The 17,703-nt window shown below is 67.2% G+C and carries 13 protein-coding genes; 1 reads left to right on the forward strand and 12 read right to left on the reverse strand.

Features of this window, described 5'->3' with window-relative positions; all coding sequences use genetic code 11:
• Positions 1–71: 71 nt before the first annotated feature.
• The 8 genes from tuf to rplJ form a co-directional block, all read right to left on the reverse strand.
• Positions 72–1,265: an elongation factor Tu gene (gene tuf / locus ACQBAT_RS11890; RefSeq protein ID WP_420748254.1), complete on the reverse strand. Its 1,194-nt coding sequence runs from the start codon at positions 1,263–1,265 to the stop codon at positions 72–74.
• Between the two features lie 113 nt (positions 1,266–1,378).
• Positions 1,379–3,481, reverse strand: a complete 2,103-nt coding sequence (gene fusA, locus ACQBAT_RS11895; RefSeq protein WP_420748253.1) for an elongation factor G — start codon at positions 3,479–3,481, stop codon at positions 1,379–1,381.
• Positions 3,482–3,579: 98 nt separating this feature from the next.
• Positions 3,580–4,050, reverse strand: a complete 471-nt coding sequence (gene rpsG, locus ACQBAT_RS11900; RefSeq protein ID WP_420748252.1) for a 30S ribosomal protein S7 — start codon at positions 4,048–4,050, stop codon at positions 3,580–3,582.
• Positions 4,050–4,424 (reverse strand): 30S ribosomal protein S12, encoded by a 375-nt coding sequence (gene rpsL, locus ACQBAT_RS11905; RefSeq protein ID WP_420748251.1) that lies wholly within the window; start codon positions 4,422–4,424, stop codon positions 4,050–4,052. The genes rpsG and rpsL overlap by 1 nt, the downstream gene beginning before the upstream one ends.
• 389 nt (positions 4,425–4,813) lie before the next feature.
• A complete protein-coding gene (locus ACQBAT_RS11910) occupies positions 4,814–8,752 on the reverse strand; it encodes a DNA-directed RNA polymerase subunit beta' (RefSeq protein WP_420748250.1) in 3,939 nt (1,312 codons plus the stop codon).
• A gap of 131 nt (positions 8,753–8,883) precedes the next feature.
• Entirely contained in the window at positions 8,884–12,357 is a 3,474-nt protein-coding gene (rpoB, locus tag ACQBAT_RS11915; protein ID WP_420748249.1) for a DNA-directed RNA polymerase subunit beta, read from the reverse strand.
• Between the two features lie 467 nt (positions 12,358–12,824).
• On the reverse strand, positions 12,825–13,220 hold the full coding sequence (gene rplL, locus ACQBAT_RS11920) for a 50S ribosomal protein L7/L12 (RefSeq protein WP_420748248.1): 396 nt from the start codon (positions 13,218–13,220) through the stop codon (positions 12,825–12,827).
• Between the two features lie 78 nt (positions 13,221–13,298).
• Positions 13,299–13,910 carry a 50S ribosomal protein L10 gene (rplJ, locus tag ACQBAT_RS11925; protein ID WP_420748247.1) on the reverse strand — a complete coding sequence of 204 codons (612 nt, stop codon included), beginning with the start codon at positions 13,908–13,910 and terminating at the stop codon, positions 13,299–13,301.
• 311 nt (positions 13,911–14,221) lie between these two features.
• On the opposite strand from rplJ, the gene ACQBAT_RS11930 reads away from it, so the two are divergent.
• On the forward strand, positions 14,222–14,947 hold the full coding sequence (locus tag ACQBAT_RS11930) for an esterase family protein (RefSeq protein WP_420748246.1): 726 nt from the start codon (positions 14,222–14,224) through the stop codon (positions 14,945–14,947).
• Between the two features lie 150 nt (positions 14,948–15,097).
• On the opposite strand, the gene rplA is transcribed toward ACQBAT_RS11930, so the two are convergent.
• The 4 genes from rplA to secE all read right to left on the reverse strand — a co-directional run bounded on the left by rplA (position 15,098) and on the right by secE (position 17,688).
• A complete protein-coding gene (gene rplA, locus ACQBAT_RS11935; RefSeq protein ID WP_420748245.1) occupies positions 15,098–15,811 on the reverse strand; it encodes a 50S ribosomal protein L1 in 714 nt (237 codons plus the stop codon).
• Positions 15,812–15,923: 112 nt separating this feature from the next.
• Positions 15,924–16,352: a 50S ribosomal protein L11 gene (gene rplK / locus ACQBAT_RS11940; protein WP_420748244.1), complete on the reverse strand. Its 429-nt coding sequence runs from the start codon at positions 16,350–16,352 to the stop codon at positions 15,924–15,926.
• Between the two features lie 152 nt (positions 16,353–16,504).
• The gene (nusG, locus tag ACQBAT_RS11945) at positions 16,505–17,371 is read right to left on the reverse strand and encodes a transcription termination/antitermination protein NusG (RefSeq protein WP_420748243.1); all 867 of its coding nucleotides are present in this window, start codon (positions 17,369–17,371) and stop codon (positions 16,505–16,507) included.
• Between the two features lie 71 nt (positions 17,372–17,442).
• On the reverse strand, positions 17,443–17,688 hold the full coding sequence (gene secE / locus ACQBAT_RS11950; protein ID WP_420748242.1) for a preprotein translocase subunit SecE: 246 nt from the start codon (positions 17,686–17,688) through the stop codon (positions 17,443–17,445).
• Positions 17,689–17,703: the final 15 nt, after the last annotated feature.

A 17,703-nucleotide genomic window follows, 5' to 3' on the forward strand; every position in this document is an offset into this window, starting at 1 on the left:
TAGCGCAGGGACATGACGAGGCCCCCGCCACCTGCTGGTGACGGGGGCCTCGTGAGCCGTGAGGCGTCAGATCACTTGAGGATCTTGGTGACGCGGCCGGCGCCGACGGTGCGGCCACCCTCACGGATGTTGAACATCAGGCCGTCCTCCATGGCGATGGGCTGGATCAGCTCCACGCGCATGTCGGTGTTGTCACCGGGCATGACCATCTCGGTGCCCTCGGGCAGGTGCACGACACCGGTGACGTCCGTGGTCCGGAAGTAGAACTGCGGACGGTAGTTGTCGTAGAACGGCGTGTGACGGCCACCCTCGTCCTTGGACAGGATGTAGGCCTGCGCCTCGAACTCGGTGTGCGGGGTGATCGAGCCCGGCTTGACGATGACCTGGCCGCGCTCGACGTCCTCGCGCTTGGTGCCGCGGAGCAGCAGACCGACGTTCTCACCCGCGCGGCCCTCGTCGAGCAGCTTGCGGAACATCTCGATACCGGTGACGGTGGTCTTGGTCGACTGCTCGCGGATACCGACGATCTCGATCTCCTCGTTGACCTTGAGGACACCGCGCTCGATACGACCGGTGACGACGGTGCCACGACCGGTGATCGTGAAGACGTCCTCGACGGGCATCATGAACGGCTTATCCAGGTCGCGCTCGGGCTCCGGGATGTACTCGTCCACGGTGTCCATGAGCTCCAGGACGGAGTCGACCCACTTCTGCTCGCCCTCGAGGGCCTTCAGCGCGGAGACGCGGACGACCGGCAGGTCGTCACCCGGGAACTCGTAGGAGGACAGCAGCTCGCGGACCTCCATCTCGACGAGCTCCATGATCTCCTCGTCGTCGACCATGTCGGACTTGTTGAGGGCCACGACGATGTAGGGAACGCCGACCTGGCGGGCCAGGAGGACGTGCTCCTTGGTCTGCGGCATCGGGCCGTCGGTGGCGGCGACCACGAGGATCGCGCCGTCCATCTGGGCCGCGCCGGTGATCATGTTCTTGACGTAGTCAGCGTGACCCGGGCAGTCGACGTGCGCGTAGTGACGCTTCTCGGTCTGGTACTCGATGTGCGCGATGGAGATCGTGATACCGCGCTGGCGCTCCTCGGGAGCCTTGTCGATCGAGTCGAACGGCGACGCCTCGTTGAGGTCCGGGAACTTGTCGTGCAGCACCTTCGAGATGGCAGCCGTCAGCGTGGTCTTGCCGTGGTCGATGTGACCGATGGTGCCGATGTTGACGTGCGGCTTGCTCCGCTCGAACTTGGCCTTAGCCACTGGGGTCCTCCTGTTGGACTTGGTTGTGCGTTCGTCACCAGCTGGGTGCCGTGACGACGTTCTGGGTGGATGGGTGTTGCAGGTCCATCACTCCGCAGGCGGAGTGAGTCAGCTCACTCGCCGCGGACCTTCTTGATGATCTCCTCCGCGACGTTCCGGGGAACCTCGGCGTAGGAGTCGAACTGCATGGTGTAGTTGGCACGACCCTGCGTCTTGGACCGGAGGTCACCAACGTACCCGAACATCTCGGACAGCGGCACCGTGGCCCGGACGACCTTGGCGCCGGAGACGTCCTCCATGGCCTGGATCTGGCCACGGCGGGAGTTCAGGTCGCCGATGACGTCGCCCATGTAGTCCTCGGGCGTGCGGACCTCGACGGCCATGACCGGCTCCAGCAGGACCGGGTCGGCCTTGCGGGCGGCCTCCTTGAAGGCCATCGAGCCAGCGATCTTGAACGCCATCTCCGAAGAGTCGACGTCGTGGTAGGCGCCATCCAGCAGGGTGGCCTTGACGCCGACCAGCGGGTAGCCGGCCAGGATGCCCAACTGCATGGCGTCCTGGATGCCGTGGTCGACCGAGGGGATGTACTCCTTGGGCACGCGGCCACCGGTGACCGAGTTGTCGAAGGTGTAGAGCTCGCCCTCGGAGGTGTCCATCGGCTCGAGGCTGATCTGCACCTTGGCGAACTGACCCGACCCACCGGTCTGCTTCTTGTGGGTGTAGTCGTACTTCTCCACGGTGCGGCGGATGGTCTCGCGGTAGGCGACCTGCGGGGCGCCGACATTGGCCTCGACCTTGAACTCGCGCTTCATCCGGTCGACCAGGATGTCGAGGTGAAGCTCGCCCATCCCGCCGATGACGGTCTGGCCGGTCTCGTCGTCCAGCTTGACGGTGAAGGTGGGGTCCTCCTGGGCCAGCTTCTGGATGGCGGTGCCGAGCTTCTCCTGGTCACCCTTGGTCTTGGGCTCGATCGCCACGTGGATGACCGGCTCCGGGAAGGTCATCGACTCCAGGATGATCTGCTCGTTCATGTCGCAGAGCGTGTCACCCGTGGTGGTGTCCTTCAGGCCGATGACCGCGTAGATGTGACCCGCGGAGACCTTTTCGACCGGGTTCTCCTTGTTGGCGTGCATCTGGAACAGCTTGCCCAGACGCTCGCGCTTGCCCTTGGTCGCGTTCATGACCGGCTGGCCCGCGGCGATCTCACCGGAGTAGACCCGGATGTAGGTCAGGGTGCCGAAGAACGGGTGGGTGGCGATCTTGAAGGCCAGCGCCGCGAACGGCTCGGAGGTGTCCGGCTTGCGCGAGATGGTCTCCTCCTCGTCACCCGGCTTCATGCCCTCGGTGGGGGGCAGGTCGAGCGGCGAGGGCAGGTACTCCACGATCGCGTCGAGCAGGGGCTGGACGCCCTTGTTCTTGAAGGCGGTGCCGCAGAAGACGGGGTTGACCTCACCGGCCAGGGTCAGGGCACGCACGCCGGCCTTGATCTCGTCCTCGGTCAGCTCCTCGCCGCCGAGGTACTTCTCGAGCAGCGCCTCGTCGGACTCGGCGACCTTCTCGACCAGGGCGTTGCGGTACTCCTCCGCCTTGTCCTGCAGGTCGGCGGGGATCTCCTCGATGTCGTAGGCCTCGCCCAGCGGGGTCTCCTTGGACCAGGTCAGCGCCTTCATGGTGACCAGGTCGATCATCCCGATGAAGTCGGACTCCGCGCCGATCGGCAGCTGCATGACCAGCGGCGTCGCGCCGAGGCGGTCCACCATGGTCTGCACCGAGAAGTAGAAGTCGGCGCCCATCTTGTCCATCTTGTTGATGAAGCACATGCGCGGAACGCCGTACTTGTCGGCCTGCCGCCAGACGGTCTCGGACTGGGGCTCGACACCCTCCTTGCCGTCGAAGACGGCGACGGCGCCGTCAAGGACGCGCAGGTTGCGCTCCACCTCGACGGTGAAGTCGACGTGGCCGGGCGTGTCGATCAGGTTGATCTGGGTGCCCTTCCAGAAGCTGGTGACGGCCGCGGAGGTGATGGTGATTCCCCGCTCCTTCTCCTGCTCCATCCAGTCGGTGGTCGACGCACCGTCGTGCGTCTCACCCATCTTGTGGTTCACACCCGTGTAGAACAGGATGCGCTCGGTGGTCGTCGTCTTGCCGGCATCGATGTGCGCCATGATGCCGATGTTGCGGACGTTACGAAGGTCCGTCAGGACGTCCTGTGCCACAGTCTCTTCTCTCTTGTGGTTCGCGTAGTGCTAGGTCTGTTGGTGCGCGCTGGGGGCGGGCTGCGGGAGGTGAGGCACACGGCCTCACCTCCCGGCGATCACCAGCGGTAGTGGGCGAACGCCTTGTTGGCGTCGGCCATCTTGTGGGTGTCCTCGCGACGCTTCACCGCGGCGCCCAGGCCGTTGCTCGCGTCGAGGATCTCGTTCATGAGGCGCTCGGTCATCGTCTTCTCACGACGCTGACGGGCGTAGCCGGTCAGCCAGCGCAGGGCGAGGGTGGTCGAGCGGTTCGGCTTGACCTCGACGGGGACCTGGTAGGTCGCACCACCGACGCGGCGGGACTTGACCTCCAGCGCCGGCTTGACGTTGTCGAGCGCGCGCTTGAGGGTCTGCACGGGGTCGGTGCCGGTCTTGGCCCGGACGCCCTCGAGGGCGCCGTAGACGATGCGCTCGGCCGTCGACTTCTTGCCGTCGGTGAGGATCTTGTTGACCAGCTGGGTCACCAGGGTGGAGCTGTAGACCGGGTCCTGGATCAGCGGACGCTTGGGAGCGGGGCCCTTACGAGGCATTACTTCTTCTCCTTCTTCGCGCCGTAGCGGGAACGGGACTGGTTGCGTCCCTTGACGCCCTGGGTGTCCAGGGACCCGCGGATGATCTTGTAACGGACGCCGGGCAGGTCCTTCACGCGGCCACCACGCACGAGCACGATCGAGTGCTCCTGCAGGTTGTGGCCGACGCCCGGGATGTAGGCCGTCACCTCGACGCCGCTGGTCAGGCGCACACGGGCGACCTTGCGCAGGGCGGAGTTCGGCTTCTTGGGGGTGGTGGTGTAGACGCGGGTGCAGACGCCGCGGCGCTGCGGGTTGCCCTTGAGAGCCGGGGAGTCGGTCTTCTTGACCTTGTCCTGCCGGCCCTTGCGGACAAGCTGGTTGATCGTAGGCACTGAATCTCTTTCAGTCGTGGTGTTCGTGCTGCTGACGGAGCGTGCGCAACCGCCGGTCGCACTCCTTGGGTTATGCCTGTCCCACGCGACCCGAGGTCGGGCGTGTCGGACACGCTGCTCTCCCCTGCACTTCCCGTCCGACTCCCTGTGGTGCATGATGTGGAGCACCGGGGCCGGCCGGACTGCCCGGCGAGAGGTGGGGTCGCAGGGGGCTTGCGCCCGCCTGCAGTTGTGCGGGGTGCGGGGCCTAGCCCGCACACAGTTCTCCAGCCTACCGGGAACTGGGGTATGCGGCCAAATCAGGCCGATGTCCCCTCACATGGCGACGGGGCGGGTATGTCGCAACGCGCGTTGCGGCATACCCGCCCCGGGGGCGGATGATCAGGTGATCAGTAGCGCTCGTTGTCCATCGGCAGGTCGTCGAGGCGAACGGCCTCGCCACTGCCCTGGCCGAAGCTGCCGGCGTAGTCGAAGTCGTCGTACGCCGGGACGGCGTAGGCCGCGGCCTTGGCCTCCTCGGTCGGCTCGACCGTGAGGTTGCGGTAGCGGGTCAGACCCGTACCGGCCGGGATCAGCTTGCCCAGGATGACGTTCTCCTTCAGGCCGAGCAGCGGGTCGCTCTTGGCCTCCATCGCGGCCTCGGTGAGGACGCGGGTGGTCTCCTGGAAGGAGGCCGCGGAGAGCCAGGAGTCGGTCGCCAGCGACGCCTTGGTGATACCCATCAGCTCGGGACGACCCGAGGCCGGTCGGCCACCCTCGGCGACCACGCGACGGTTCTCGGTCTCGAACCGGCCGCGCTCGGCCAGGGTGCCCGGGAGCAGCTCGGTGTCACCAGCCTCGATGATCGTCACGCGACGCAGCATCTGGCGCACGATGACCTCGATGTGCTTGTCGTGGATCGACACACCCTGCTGGCGGTACACGCCCTGGACCTCGTCCACCAGGTGCTGCTGGGTGGCGCGGGGGCCCAGGATGCGCAGGACCTGCTTGGGGTCGATGGCACCGAAGACCAGCTGGCGGCCGACCTCGACGTGCTCGCCGTCCTGGACGAGCAGGCGCGAACGCTTGCTCACCGGGTAGGCGTGCTCCTCCGAGCCGTCGTCCGGGGTCAGCAGGATCCGGCGGGCCTTGTCGGTGTCCTCGATCTCGATCCGGCCGCTGGCCTCGGCGATCGGGGCGACCGCCTTGGGGGTACGGGCCTCGAAGAGCTCGACGACACGCGGCAGACCCTGGGTGATGTCGTCACCGGCCACACCACCGGTGTGGAAGGTCCGCATCGTCAACTGGGTGCCGGGCTCACCGATCGACTGGGCCGCGATGATGCCGACGGCCTCACCGATGTCGACCAACTTGCCGGTGGCCAGCGAGCGGCCGTAGCACTTGGCGCAGGTGCCGACGAGCGACTCGCAGGTCAGGACCGAACGGACCTTGACCTCCTCGATCCCGCCCTCGACCAGGCGCTCGATGACGACATCGCCCAGGTCGATGCCGCGCTCGGCGAGCACCTCGCCCTCGGCGTTGACGACGTCCTCCACCAAAGTGCGGGCGTAGACGGCCGTCTCGACGTCGTCGTGCATCCGCAACTCACCGGACTCGCCCCGCACGCCGATCGGCATCACGAAGCCGCGGTCGGTGCCGCAGTCGTCCTCGCGGATGATGACGTCCTGCGAGACGTCCACCAGACGACGGGTCAGGTAACCCGAGTCCGCCGTCCGCAGCGCGGTGTCGGCCAGACCCTTACGCGCACCGTGCGTGGAGATGAAGAACTCCAGCACCGACAGGCCCTCACGGAAGTTGGACTTGATCGGACGCGGGATGATCTCACCCTTGGGGTTGGCCATCAGGCCACGCATGCCGGCGATCTGCCGCAGCTGGAACCAGTTACCACGCGCACCCGAGGTCACCATCCGGTAGATGGTGTTCTGCTTGGGCATCGAGGTCTCCAGCTCCTTGGCGACCTCGTTGGTGGCCTGGGTCCAGATCTCGACGAGCTCCTGACGGCGCTCGTCGTCGGTGATCAGACCACGCTCGTACTGCAGCTGGACCTTGGCGGCCTTGCTCTCGTAGCCGGACAGGATCTCGGTCTTGCGCGCCGGCGTCTGAACGTCGGAGATCGCCACGGTGGTGCCCGAGCGGGTCGCCCAGTGGTAGCCGATGTCCTTCAGCGCGTCCAGCGAACCCGCGACCTGCACCTTGGTGTAGCGCTCGGCGAGGTCGTTGACGATCGCGGAGAGCCGCTTCTTCTCGACCACGTCGTTGATGAAGGCGTAGTTCGGCGGCAGGGCGTCGTTGAAGATCGCCCGACCCAGCGTGGTCTCCAGCTCGAAGCTGTCCACGATGCCCTCGTCGTCGGCCTGCGCACCCTCGGGGAGCACGAAGTCCAGCGGCGGAGCCGTGTTGAACAGGCGGATCTTGATCGGGGTGCCCAGCGCGATCTGACCGGCGTCGAAGGCCATCCGGGCCTCGGCGACGGTGGTGAACGAACGCAGCTGACGGTTGCCGTCCTCGTCGACCAGGTAGGCGGGCTCGGGGGCGTCGCCCTCATCCTGCGCCTGGGCGCTGGTCAGGTGGAACAGGCCGATGATCATGTCCTGGGTGGGCATGGTCACGGGGCGGCCGTCCGCCGGCTTGAGGATGTTGTTGCTCGACAGCATCAGGATGCGAGCCTCGGCCTGCGCCTCCGCGGACAGCGGCAGGTGCACGGCCATCTGGTCACCGTCGAAGTCGGCGTTGAAGGCGGTGCAGACCAGCGGGTGGATCTGGATCGCCTTGCCCTCGACCAGCTGCGGCTCGAAGGCCTGGATGCCCAGGCGGTGCAGGGTGGGCGCACGGTTGAGCAGCACGGGGTGGTCGGTGATGACCTCCTCGAGCACGTCCCACACGACATTGCGGCCACGCTCGACCATCCGCTTGGCGGACTTGATGTTCTGCGCGTGGTCGAGGTCGACCAGCCGCTTCATCACGAACGGCTTGAACAGCTCGAGGGCCATCTGCTTGGGCAGACCGCACTGGTGCAGGCGCAGCTGCGGGCCGACGACGATGACCGAACGGCCGGAGTAGTCGACGCGCTTGCCGAGCAGGTTCTGGCGGAAGCGGCCCTGCTTGCCCTTGAGCATGTCGGACAGCGACTTCAGCGGGCGGTTGCCGGGGCCGGTCACCGCACGACCGCGACGGCCGTTGTCGAAGAGGCTGTCGACGGCCTCCTGCAGCATCCGCTTCTCGTTGTTGACGATGATCTCGGGGGCACCGAGGTCGAGCAGTCGCTTGAGGCGGTTGTTGCGGTTGATGACGCGGCGGTACAGGTCGTTCAGGTCGGAGGTCGCGAAGCGGCCACCGTCCAGCTGCACCATCGGGCGCAGGTCCGGCGGGATGACCGGGACGCAGTCCAGCACCATGCCGGCCGGCTCGTTCTTGGTCTGCTGGAAGCTGCTGACCACCTTGAGCCGCTTGATGGCGCGAGTCTTGCGCTGGCCCTTGCCGGTGGCGATGATCTCGCGCAGCGACTCGGCCTCGGCGTCCAGGTCGAAGGTCTGCAGGCGCTTCTGCAGCGCCGCAGCGCCCATGCCGCCCTCGAAGTACATGCCGAAGCGGTCGCGCATCTCGCGGTAGAGGATCTCATCGCCCTCGAGGTCCTGGACCTTGAGGTTCTTGAACCGGTCCCAGACCTGCTCGAGGCGCTCGATCTGCTGGTCCGCGCGGCGGCGGATCTGGTTCATCTCGCGTTCGGCGCCGTCCTTGACCTTGCGCTTGGCGTCGGCCTTGGCGCCCTCGGCCTCCAGCTCGGCGAGGTCCTTCTCCAGCTTCTTGGCGCGCTCCTCGACGTCGGCGTCGCGACGGTTCTCGAGGGCCTTCTTCTCGGTCTGGATCTGCGCTTCGAGCGAGGGCAGGTCGCCGTGGCGAGCCTCCTCGTCGACGTGCGTGATCATGTAGGCCGCGAAGTAGATGACCTTCTCCAGGTCCTTCGGGGCCAGGTCGAGCAGATAGCCCAAGCGCGAGGGGACGCCCTTGAAGTACCAGATGTGGGTGACGGGGGCGGCGAGCTCGATGTGGCCCATCCGCTCACGGCGCACCCCGGCGCGGGTCACCTCGACGCCGCAGCGCTCACAGATGATGCCCTTGAAGCGGACGCGCTTGTACTTGCCGCAGTAGCACTCCCAGTCGCGGGTCGGACCGAAGATCTTCTCGCAGAAGAGCCCGTCCTTCTCCGGCTTCAGGGTGCGGTAGTTGATGGTCTCCGGCTTCTTGACCTCGCCGTGGGACCAGGTACGGATGTCGTCGGCGGTGGCCAGGCCGATACGAAGCTCGTCAAAGAAGTTGACGTCGAGCACGTGGATCCTTCTTCCGTGATCTCGTTAAGCAGTTAAGAACTGTGGGTATGACGTGTGGCTGGGGTGGTCGGTGCCGTGGGGCCGGGTGCCGGTCGGGTGCGTGTCCCGCGCGGGCCGGCCCCACGTCATACCTAGACTTCCTCGACGGAGCTCGGCTCGCGCCGGCTCAGGTCGATGCCGAGCTCCTCGGCGGCCCGGAACACCTCGGTGTCGGACTCACGGAGGTCGATCTGCGAGCCGTCCGAGGAGAGCACCTCGACGTTCAGGCAGAGCGACTGCATCTCCTTGATGAGCACCTTGAAGGACTCCGGGATGCCGGGCTCGGGGACGTTGTCGCCCTTGACGATCGACTCGTAGACCTTCACGCGGCCGGTGACGTCGTCCGACTTGATGGTGAGCAGCTCCTGCAGCGCGTAGGCGGCGCCGTAGGCCTCCAGTGCCCACACCTCCATCTCACCGAAGCGCTGGCCACCGAACTGGGCCTTACCACCGAGCGGCTGCTGGGTGATCATCGAGTACGGGCCGGTGCTGCGGGCGTGGATCTTGTCATCCACCAGGTGGTGCAGCTTGAGGATGTACATGTAGCCGACCGAGACCGGGTCCGGGAACGGCTCGCCCGAGCGGCCGTCGAACAGCCGGGCCTTGCCGGACTGGTCGATCAGACGCTGGTCGTCCCGGGTCTTGGAAGTCGAGTCGAGCAGACCAGCGATCTCCTCCTCGCGGGCACCGTCGAAGACGGGGCTGGCGACGCGGGTGCGCGGCTGCGCCTCGCGGGCGTCGGCGGGGATGAGGTCGGCCCACTCGGGCTCGCCCTCGATCTTCCAGCCCTGCGCCGCGGCCCAGCCGAGGTGCAGCTCCAGGATCTGACCGATGTTCATCCGGCCCGGCACGCCGAGCGGGTTGAGCACGACGTCGACCGGGGTCCCGTCCTCGAGGAAGGGCATGTCCTCGACCGGCAGGATCTTGGAGATGACGCCCTTGTTGCCGTGGCGGCCGGCGAGCTTGTCACCGTCGGTGATCTTGCGCTTGTTGGCCACGTAGACGCGGACCAGCTGGTTGACGCCCGGGGGCAGTTCGTCGCCGTCCTCGCGGTCGAAGACCTTGACGCCGATGACGGTGCCGGTCTCGCCGTGCGGCACCTTCATCGAGGTGTCGCGGACCTCACGGGCCTTCTCACCGAAGATGGCACGCAGCAGGCGCTCCTCCGGGGTCAGCTCGGTCTCACCCTTGGGCGTGACCTTGCCGACGAGCAGGTCGCCGTCGCGGACCTCGGCGCCGATGCGGATGATGCCGCGCTCGTCGAGGTCAGCCAGCACGTCCTCGGAGACGTTCGGGATGTCCCGGGTGATCTCCTCGGGGCCCAGCTTGGTGTCGCGGGCGTCGATCTCGTGCTCCTCGATGTGGATCGAGGAGAGCACGTCGTCCTGCACCAGGCGCTGGCTCAGGATGATCGCGTCCTCGTAGTTGTAGCCCTCCCACGGCATGAACGCCACGAGCAGGTTACGGCCCAGGGCCATCTCGCCACCGTCGGTCGCCGGGCCGTCCGCCAGCAGCTGGCCGACCTCGACCCGGTCACCCTCGTTGACCCGGACCTGCTGGTTGTAGCAGTTGCCCTGGTTGGAGCGGGTGAACTTGTTGATCTTGTAGGAGATGTAGGTGCCGTCGTCGTTGGCGACGGTCACCAGATCGGCGGAGACCTCCTGGACGGCGCCGGCCTTGGTGGCCCGGACGACATCGCCGGAGTCCATCGCGGCGCGGTGCTCCATGCCGGTGCCCACGAGCGGGGCCTCGGCACGCACCAGCGGCACGGCCTGACGCTGCATGTTGGCGCCCATGAGCGCACGGTTGGCGTCGTCGTGCTCGAGGAAGGGGATCATCGCGGTGGCGGCCGAGACCATCTGACGCGCGGAGACGTCCATGTAGTCGACCTCACCGGCCGGCACGTCGACGGCCTCGCCGTCGCGGGCCCGGACCAGCACGCGCTCGTCGAGGAAGGTGCCGTCGTCAGCGAGCTGGGCGTTGGCCTGCGCGATGACGAAACGATCCTCCTCGTCGGCGGACAGGTAGTCCACCTCGTCGGTGACCTTGCCGTCGGCGACGCGACGGTAGGGGGTCTCGACGAAACCGAAGGGGTTGATCCGACCGTAGGAGGCGAGCGAGCCGATCAGGCCGATGTTGGGGCCTTCCGGGGTCTCGATCGGGCACATGCGGCCGTAGTGCGACGGGTGGACGTCACGGACCTCCATGCCGGCGCGGTCACGGGACAGACCGCCGGGGCCCAGCGCTGACAGGCGGCGCTTGTGGGTCAGACCCGACAGCGGGTTGTTCTGGTCCATGAACTGCGAGAGCTGGCTGGTGCCGAAGAACTCCTTGATGGAGGCGACGACCGGCCGGATGTTGATCAGGGTCTGCGGCGTGATCGCCTCGACGTCCTGGGTGGTCATCCGCTCGCGGACGACGCGCTCCATCCGGGACAGGCCCGTGCGGACCTGGTTCTGGATGAGCTCGCCGACGCTGCGCAGACGACGGTTGCCGAAGTGGTCGATGTCATCGGTCTCGACCGGGATGTCGCCCGCCGGCATGTCCAGGCTGTCCTGCCCGGCGTGCAGCGCGACGAGGTACTTGATGGTCGCGACGATGTCGTCGATGCCGAGGATGGACTCCTCCAGCGGTGCCTGCAGCCCCAGCTTCTTGTTGATCTTGTAGCGACCGACCTTGGCCAGGTCGTAGCGCTTGGGGTTGAAGTACAGGTTGTTCAGCAGCGCGTCGGCAGCGTCGCGGGTCGGCGGTTCGCCCGGACGCAGCTTGCGGTAGATGTCCAGCAGCGCCTCGTCCTGGTCGGCGGTGTTGTCCTTCTCCAGGGTGGCGCGGATCGACTCGTAGTCGCCGAACTCCTCGAGGATCTCGGCCTCGGTCATGCCCAGCGCCTTGAGCAGCACGGTCACGCTCTGCTTGCGCTTGCGGTCCACGCGGACGCCGACCTGGTCGCGCTTGTCGATCTCGAACTCCAGCCACGCACCGCGGCTGGGGATCACCTTGACCGAGAAGACGTCCTTGTCGGAGGTCTTGTCCAGGGCGCGCTCGAAGTAGACGCCCGGGCTGCGGACCAGCTGGGAGACGACGACGCGCTCGGTGCCGTTGACGATGAAGGTGCCGCGAGGCGTCATGAGCGGGAAGTCGCCCATGAAGACCGTCTGGCTCTTGATCTCACCCGTGGTGTTGTTGATGAACTCCGCGGTGACGAAGAGCGGGGCGGAGTAGGTCATGTCCTTCTCCTGGCACTCCTCGATGGAGTACTTCTGCTCCTCGAACCGGTGGTCGCGGAACGACAGCGACATGGAGCCGGAGAAGTCCTCGATCGGGGAGATCTCCTCGAAGATCTCCTCCAGACCAGAGGTCGTCGGGATGTCCGAGCGCCCGGCGGCCTGCGCGTCCGCGACGCGCGCCTGCCAAGCCTCGTTGCCGAGGAGCCAGTCAAAACTCTCGGTCTGGAGGGCGAGCAGATCGGGGACCTCGAGGGGCTCCCTGATCTTGGCGAAGCTGAGACGGCCAGATGCCGTCCGAGCAGTGGACACAGTCTTCTTCGCAGTGCGCGAGGCAGCCAAGGATTGGTCCTTCCACGGGCCTGATGGGCGGCTAAGGTTCAATGCTGTCTTCGATCCATCCCCGGGCACGACGATCCGACGGTGTCAAGCGCATCAGCCAGCCGGTGTGCGGGACAGCGACTCTGTGGCGACGCGCGATGCCGTTGGTCAGATGTGATCGGGAACAGGCGAAGGGCAGCGCAAAGCGACAGCATACACACTTGCACAACGCCACACAAGTCCGCCCCGGCAACGCTGCCGCGGCACCGACCCGGTCGGCCCTTCCTCGTCCCACCCAGCACGAGGTCCTTTACGCGCCATCACTGTGACGCCTCCCCCACCACTTCGTCAAGTAGCCCCAGTCCCCCGCGTGTCCGCACCTAGCCCACCCATGCGTCAGGGCGGGGCCGCGAACCACCCTGTCGGTGGTGCGGCCCCGCCCTGGCGAGGTGGAGCGTCCCCGGTCCGCTAGGCGGCCCGGGAGGGGCTCACTTGAGGGTGACGGTCGCGCCGGCGCCCTCGAGCTGCTCCTTGGCCTTCTCGGCGGCCTCCTTGTCGACCTTCTCCAGGACGGGCTTGGGGGCGCCGTCCACGAGGTCCTTGGCCTCCTTCAGGCCCAGGGAGGTCAGCGCACGGACCTCCTTGATGACCTGGATCTTCTTGTCGCCAGCGGACTCCAGGATGACGTCGAACTCGTCCTGCTCGTCCGCACCGCCGGCGGCGTCGCCGCCGCCAGCCGCCGGGGCGCCCGCGGCCGCAACGGCAACGGGGGCAGCCGCGGTGACCTCGAAGGTCTCCTCGAAAGCCTTGACGAACTCGGACAGCTCGATCAGGGTCATCTCCTTGAACTGGTCAAGGAGCTCCTCGGTGCTCAGCTTCGCCATGGTGGCGTTCCTTTCTTCTGTGCCGTGAGTGGCGTGTTGTTGGTTCAAGCCGACCGGGACCGTGCGGTCCCGAGGTGGTCAGCTCTCGTCGCCACCCTCGGCGACGTCGGTGGTCTCCTCGGCGGGAGCCTCGGAGGTGGTCTCGGCAGCAGCCTCGACCGGAGCGGGGCCACCCTGCTCCTCCACCTTCGCGCGCAGCGCGTCCACGACCCGGGCGGTCTGCGACAGCGGAGCGGCGAAGAGGTAGACGGCCTTGCTCAGGTTCGCCTTCATGGCGCCCGCGAGCTTGCCGAGCAGGACGTCGCGGGACTCCAGGTCCGCGAGCTTGGTGATCTCGGACGGGGTCAACGGCTTGCCGTCGAGCACCCCCGCCTTGATGACCAGGGCCGGGTTGGCCTTGGCAAAGTCACGCAGACCCTTGGCAGCCTCGACCGGGTCACCGGTCACGAAGGCGATGCCCGTGGGGCCCACCAGGTGCTCGTCGAGGCCCTCGATGCCGGCCTCGGCAGCAGCACGCTTGGTCAGCGTGTTCTTCACCACGGAGTAGGTGGCGTGCTCGCGCATCGCACCGCGCAGCTCAGAGAGCTGGGTGACCGTCAGGCCGCGGTACTCGGTGAGCACGGCCGCGCCGGACGCGCGGAACTTCTCCGCGATGTCGGCGATGGCTGCTGCCTTCTCGGGCGTCGCCATGTGGGCCTCCTTCTTCACGTGGTGCCGGCTACCCCCGGGCCCCGCACGACAGAAGCCCCGGCGCAGATGCACCGGGGCTCGACACGACATACGGAATCGGTATGGCGTCACGCTGGTTCACCTGCGCTGGTCGCCCCTGGTGAGGGAACCTTCGGCCGACGTCGCTCGGGGCTCGCGCTCCGGGCACGCCGACAACCGGCGGTCATTGGGTATGCCGCAAGCGTACGGCATACCGGGCGGTCGGCTCAAATCTGCGCCGGGGAGGCACGAATCCGCACATCAGCGTCCCGGATCGGGTAGGAAAGGGGGGCATGAAGACCGTCGAGCGCTGGCACTCCGACCGCATGCGTCAGGACATCACCCTGGTCCGCTGGGGCCACGACGGGGCGCCGGTGCTGATCCTGCCCACCGCCGGGGGTGATGCGGAGGAGATCGAGCGGCACAAGATGGTCCGCCACCTGCAGGATCTCGTCGACGCCGGCCACATCCGGGTCTACTCCTGCGACAGCGTCGCGGGCAAGGCGATGATGCACAGCTGGGGCGATGTGGGCTACCGGTGCTGGCTGCTCAACCAGTTCCACCAGGCGGTGGCCAAGGAGGTCGTCCCCGCGATGCAGGCAGACTCCGGACACCAGCTGGTGACGGTCGCCGGGTCCTCGATCGGGGCCTTCAACTCGGTCGCGCTGATCGCCCGCTTCCCCCAACTCTTCCGGGTGGCGATCGCGATGAGCGGCACCTTCGACATCCAGCGCTTCATCGGCGGCTATACCGACGACCTGTTCTACTCCTCCCCCCAGCGCTTCGTCCCCGGCATGAGCGGCCCGGCCCTGGACCTGCTGCGCCAGCGGTTCGTGATGCTGGCCTCGGGCACCGGTGCCTGGGAGGACGTCGACGAGTCCTGGCGGATGGCCGATGTGCTGGGCGCCCAGGGCATCCCCAACCGGGTGGACAACTGGGGCCCCGACTACGAGCACGAGTGGCCCACGTGGTGGGCGATGCTGCCGCAGTACCTGCGCGAGCTGCTCGGCGTCGGCTGACGCCACCCACACGGCGCTCTGTCCGACGGCCTCGCTCTCCTAGCGCCCCCTGGCCGCGGCACCAACTGGAAGAGGGAAGTTCCTCCGTGAGCGGGATAGATCCGGCTCGAGGAGAAACTTCCCTCTTCAGGTCAGCGTGTGGCTAGCTGATCACTCCGCGGCGGCGTCCGCGAGGCTGCCGACCCGCGACGGGTCGACCGGGATGCCCGGGCCCATCGTGGTGGTGACGGTGGCCTTGGTGACGTAGCGGCCCTTGGAGGAGGCCGGCTTCAGCCGCAGGACCTCGTCGATCGCAGCGCCGTAGTTCTCCACCAGCTTGGCCTCGTCGAAGGACGCCTTGCCGATGATGAAGTGCAGGTTGCTGTGCTTGTCGACGCGGAACTCGATCTTTCCGCCCTTGATATCGGACACGGCCTTGGCGGTGTCCATGGTGACGGTGCCGGTCTTGGGGTTCGGCATCAGGCCACGGGGACCCAGCACCTTGCCCAGACGACCGACCTTGCCCATCAGGTCCGGGGTGGCGACGACCGCGTCGAAGTCGGTCCAGCCGCCACCGATCTTCTCGATCAGGTCATCGGAGCCGACGTGGTCGGCGCCGGCCTCGCGGGCGGCCTCGGCCTTGTCGCCATTGGCCAGCACGACCACGCGGGCGGTCTTACCGGTGCCATTGGGCAGGTTGACGGTGCCGCGGACCAGCTGGTCGGCCTTGCGCGGGTCCACACCCAGGCGAAGGGCGACCTCGACGGTCGAGTCGTACTTGGTGCTCGCGGTCTCCTTGGCGAGACGGACGGCCTCGACGGGGGTGTAGAGGCGGCCCTCCTCGATCTTCTCGGCCGCGGCCAGATAAGCCTTGCTGCGCTTCATGATGACTCCTTGTCATTCGTGGTGGAGCTGTGGTCGGACGGGCCAGCGCAGGCCCTGCCACAGGTCGGGGTATGCCGTGTGCCCAGGCGGGCGCGCGGCGTACCCCTGGTGATCACTCGGTGGTGATTCCCATCGAGCGGGCGGTGCCGGCGATGATCCGCTTGGCCATGTCGATGTCGTTGGCGTTGAGGTCCTGCATCTTCATCTCGGCGATCTCGGTGAGCTGCGCGTCGGTCAGCTTGGCGACCTTCGTCTTGTGCGGCTCGCCCGAGCCCTTGGCGACACCGGCGGCCTTCTTGATCAGCTCGGCAGCCGGCGGGGTCTTGGTGATGAAGGTGAAGGAGCGGTCCTCGTAGACCGTGATCTCGACCGGGATGACGTTGCCACGCTGGGACTCCGTCGCGGCGTTGTACGCCTTGACGAACTCCATGATGTTGACGCCGTGCTGACCCAGCGCGGGGCCGACGGGCGGGGCGGGCGTGGCGGCGCCAGCCTGGATCTGCAGCTTGATGAAGCCGGAAACCTTCTTCTTGGGGGGCATGTGCCTCTCCTTGTATGTCGTGGGCCGACGCCGTGGGCGATGACCCGGTTGCATCACCACGGACGGAGTCTGTGGTGGTTCGAAGCCGGTCAAGGCTTCGAGGTCTGGATCCACTCGGGCGGGGCAAGCCCGCTGTCTGTGGAGCGGATCGCCTAGAGCTTGGCGACCTGGTTGAAGGACAGCTCGACGGGGGTCTCGCGGCCGAAGATGGAGACCAGCACCTTGAGCTTCTGACTCTCGGGGATGACCTCGGAGATGGTGGCGGGCAGGGTCTCGAACGGACCCTCCATGACGGTGACCGACTCGCCGACCTCGAAGTCGACGGCGGGCGACGCGGCAGCCGAGCCGCCCGAGCTGGACGCAGCGGCCTTGCCCGAGCCGGAGGTCCCGGTGCCCGCGGCGGCGGCCGGGGCCTCGATGGTCGGCGCGAGCATGCTCAGCACCTCATCGAGGGACAGCGGCACCGGCTGGTGGGCGTTGCCGACGAAGCCGGTGACGCCGGGGGTGTGCCGGACGGCGCCCCAGGAGGCGTCGGTGAGGTCCATGCGGACCAGGACGTAACCGGGCATCCGGACGCGGCGGACCAACTTGGGCTGGCCGTTCTTGATCTCCCGCACCTCCTCCATGGGGACCTCCACCTCGAAGATGTAGTCCTCCATGTTGAGGCTGACGATGCGGGTCTCCAGGTTGTGCTTGACCCGGTTCTCATAGCCGGCGTAGGAGTGGATCACGAACCAGTCGCCGAACTTGCCGCGCAGGTTGGCCTTGAACTCCTCGAGCGGGTCGACCTCGGCCTGCGCCTCGTCGTCGCTGTCCTCGTTGGCGTCGTCGCTGTCATCGGCGGCAGCGACGTCGTCGGCAGACTCGTCGGCAGCGTCGATCTCCTCGACGGTCAGCTCGTCCTCGCCGTAGACCTCCGCCTCGACGGGGTCCGCGGGGGCCTCGCCGTCGAACTCGCGCGCGGCCTCGAGGTCGGCGTCCTGAACGGTCTGCTCGCTCTGCGGGGTCTGCTCGGACATGCCCTACTTCCTGGTCTGTCGGCAGCGCTGTCGCGCCGCCTGTGGGGGTGCGGATCGTGGTGCTCGGCGGATCAGCCGCCGAAGACCAACCTCATGACCCACTGGAACAACTGGTCGAGGCCGAAGATGAAAGCCATCACGGCCGACACGAAGACGAGGACCACGATCGTGTAGGTGAGGAGCTCGCGCCGGGTCGGCTGGACGACCTTGCGCAGCTCGGCCATCACCTGCGCGATGAAGGTCCCGGGTCGGGCAGGCTGTCCGGAGCCGGGCTGGCTACGGGCGACACCCTCGGTGTCGTGGGCCGGGTTCGCCACGGATCGCCTTCCTCT

Source organism: Ornithinimicrobium pulveris, from assembly GCF_050261105.1.
Classification (GTDB): domain Bacteria; phylum Actinomycetota; class Actinomycetes; order Actinomycetales; family Dermatophilaceae; genus Ornithinicoccus.

Coding starts and splice junctions, on each gene's coding strand:
- ACQBAT_RS11930 (WP_420748246.1), top strand. CDS start 14,222: ATGAAGACCGTCGAGCGCTGGCACTCCGACCGCATGCGTCAGGACATC.
- rplJ (WP_420748247.1), bottom strand. CDS start 13,910: ATGGCGACGCCCGAGAAGGCAGCAGCCATCGCCGACATCGCGGAGAAG.
- rplK (WP_420748244.1), bottom strand. CDS start 16,352: ATGCCCCCCAAGAAGAAGGTTTCCGGCTTCATCAAGCTGCAGATCCAG.
- rplL (WP_420748248.1), bottom strand. CDS start 13,220: ATGGCGAAGCTGAGCACCGAGGAGCTCCTTGACCAGTTCAAGGAGATG.
- rpsG (WP_420748252.1), bottom strand. CDS start 4,050: ATGCCTCGTAAGGGCCCCGCTCCCAAGCGTCCGCTGATCCAGGACCCG.
- rplA (WP_420748245.1), bottom strand. CDS start 15,811: ATGAAGCGCAGCAAGGCTTATCTGGCCGCGGCCGAGAAGATCGAGGAG.
- nusG (WP_420748243.1), bottom strand. CDS start 17,371: ATGTCCGAGCAGACCCCGCAGAGCGAGCAGACCGTTCAGGACGCCGAC.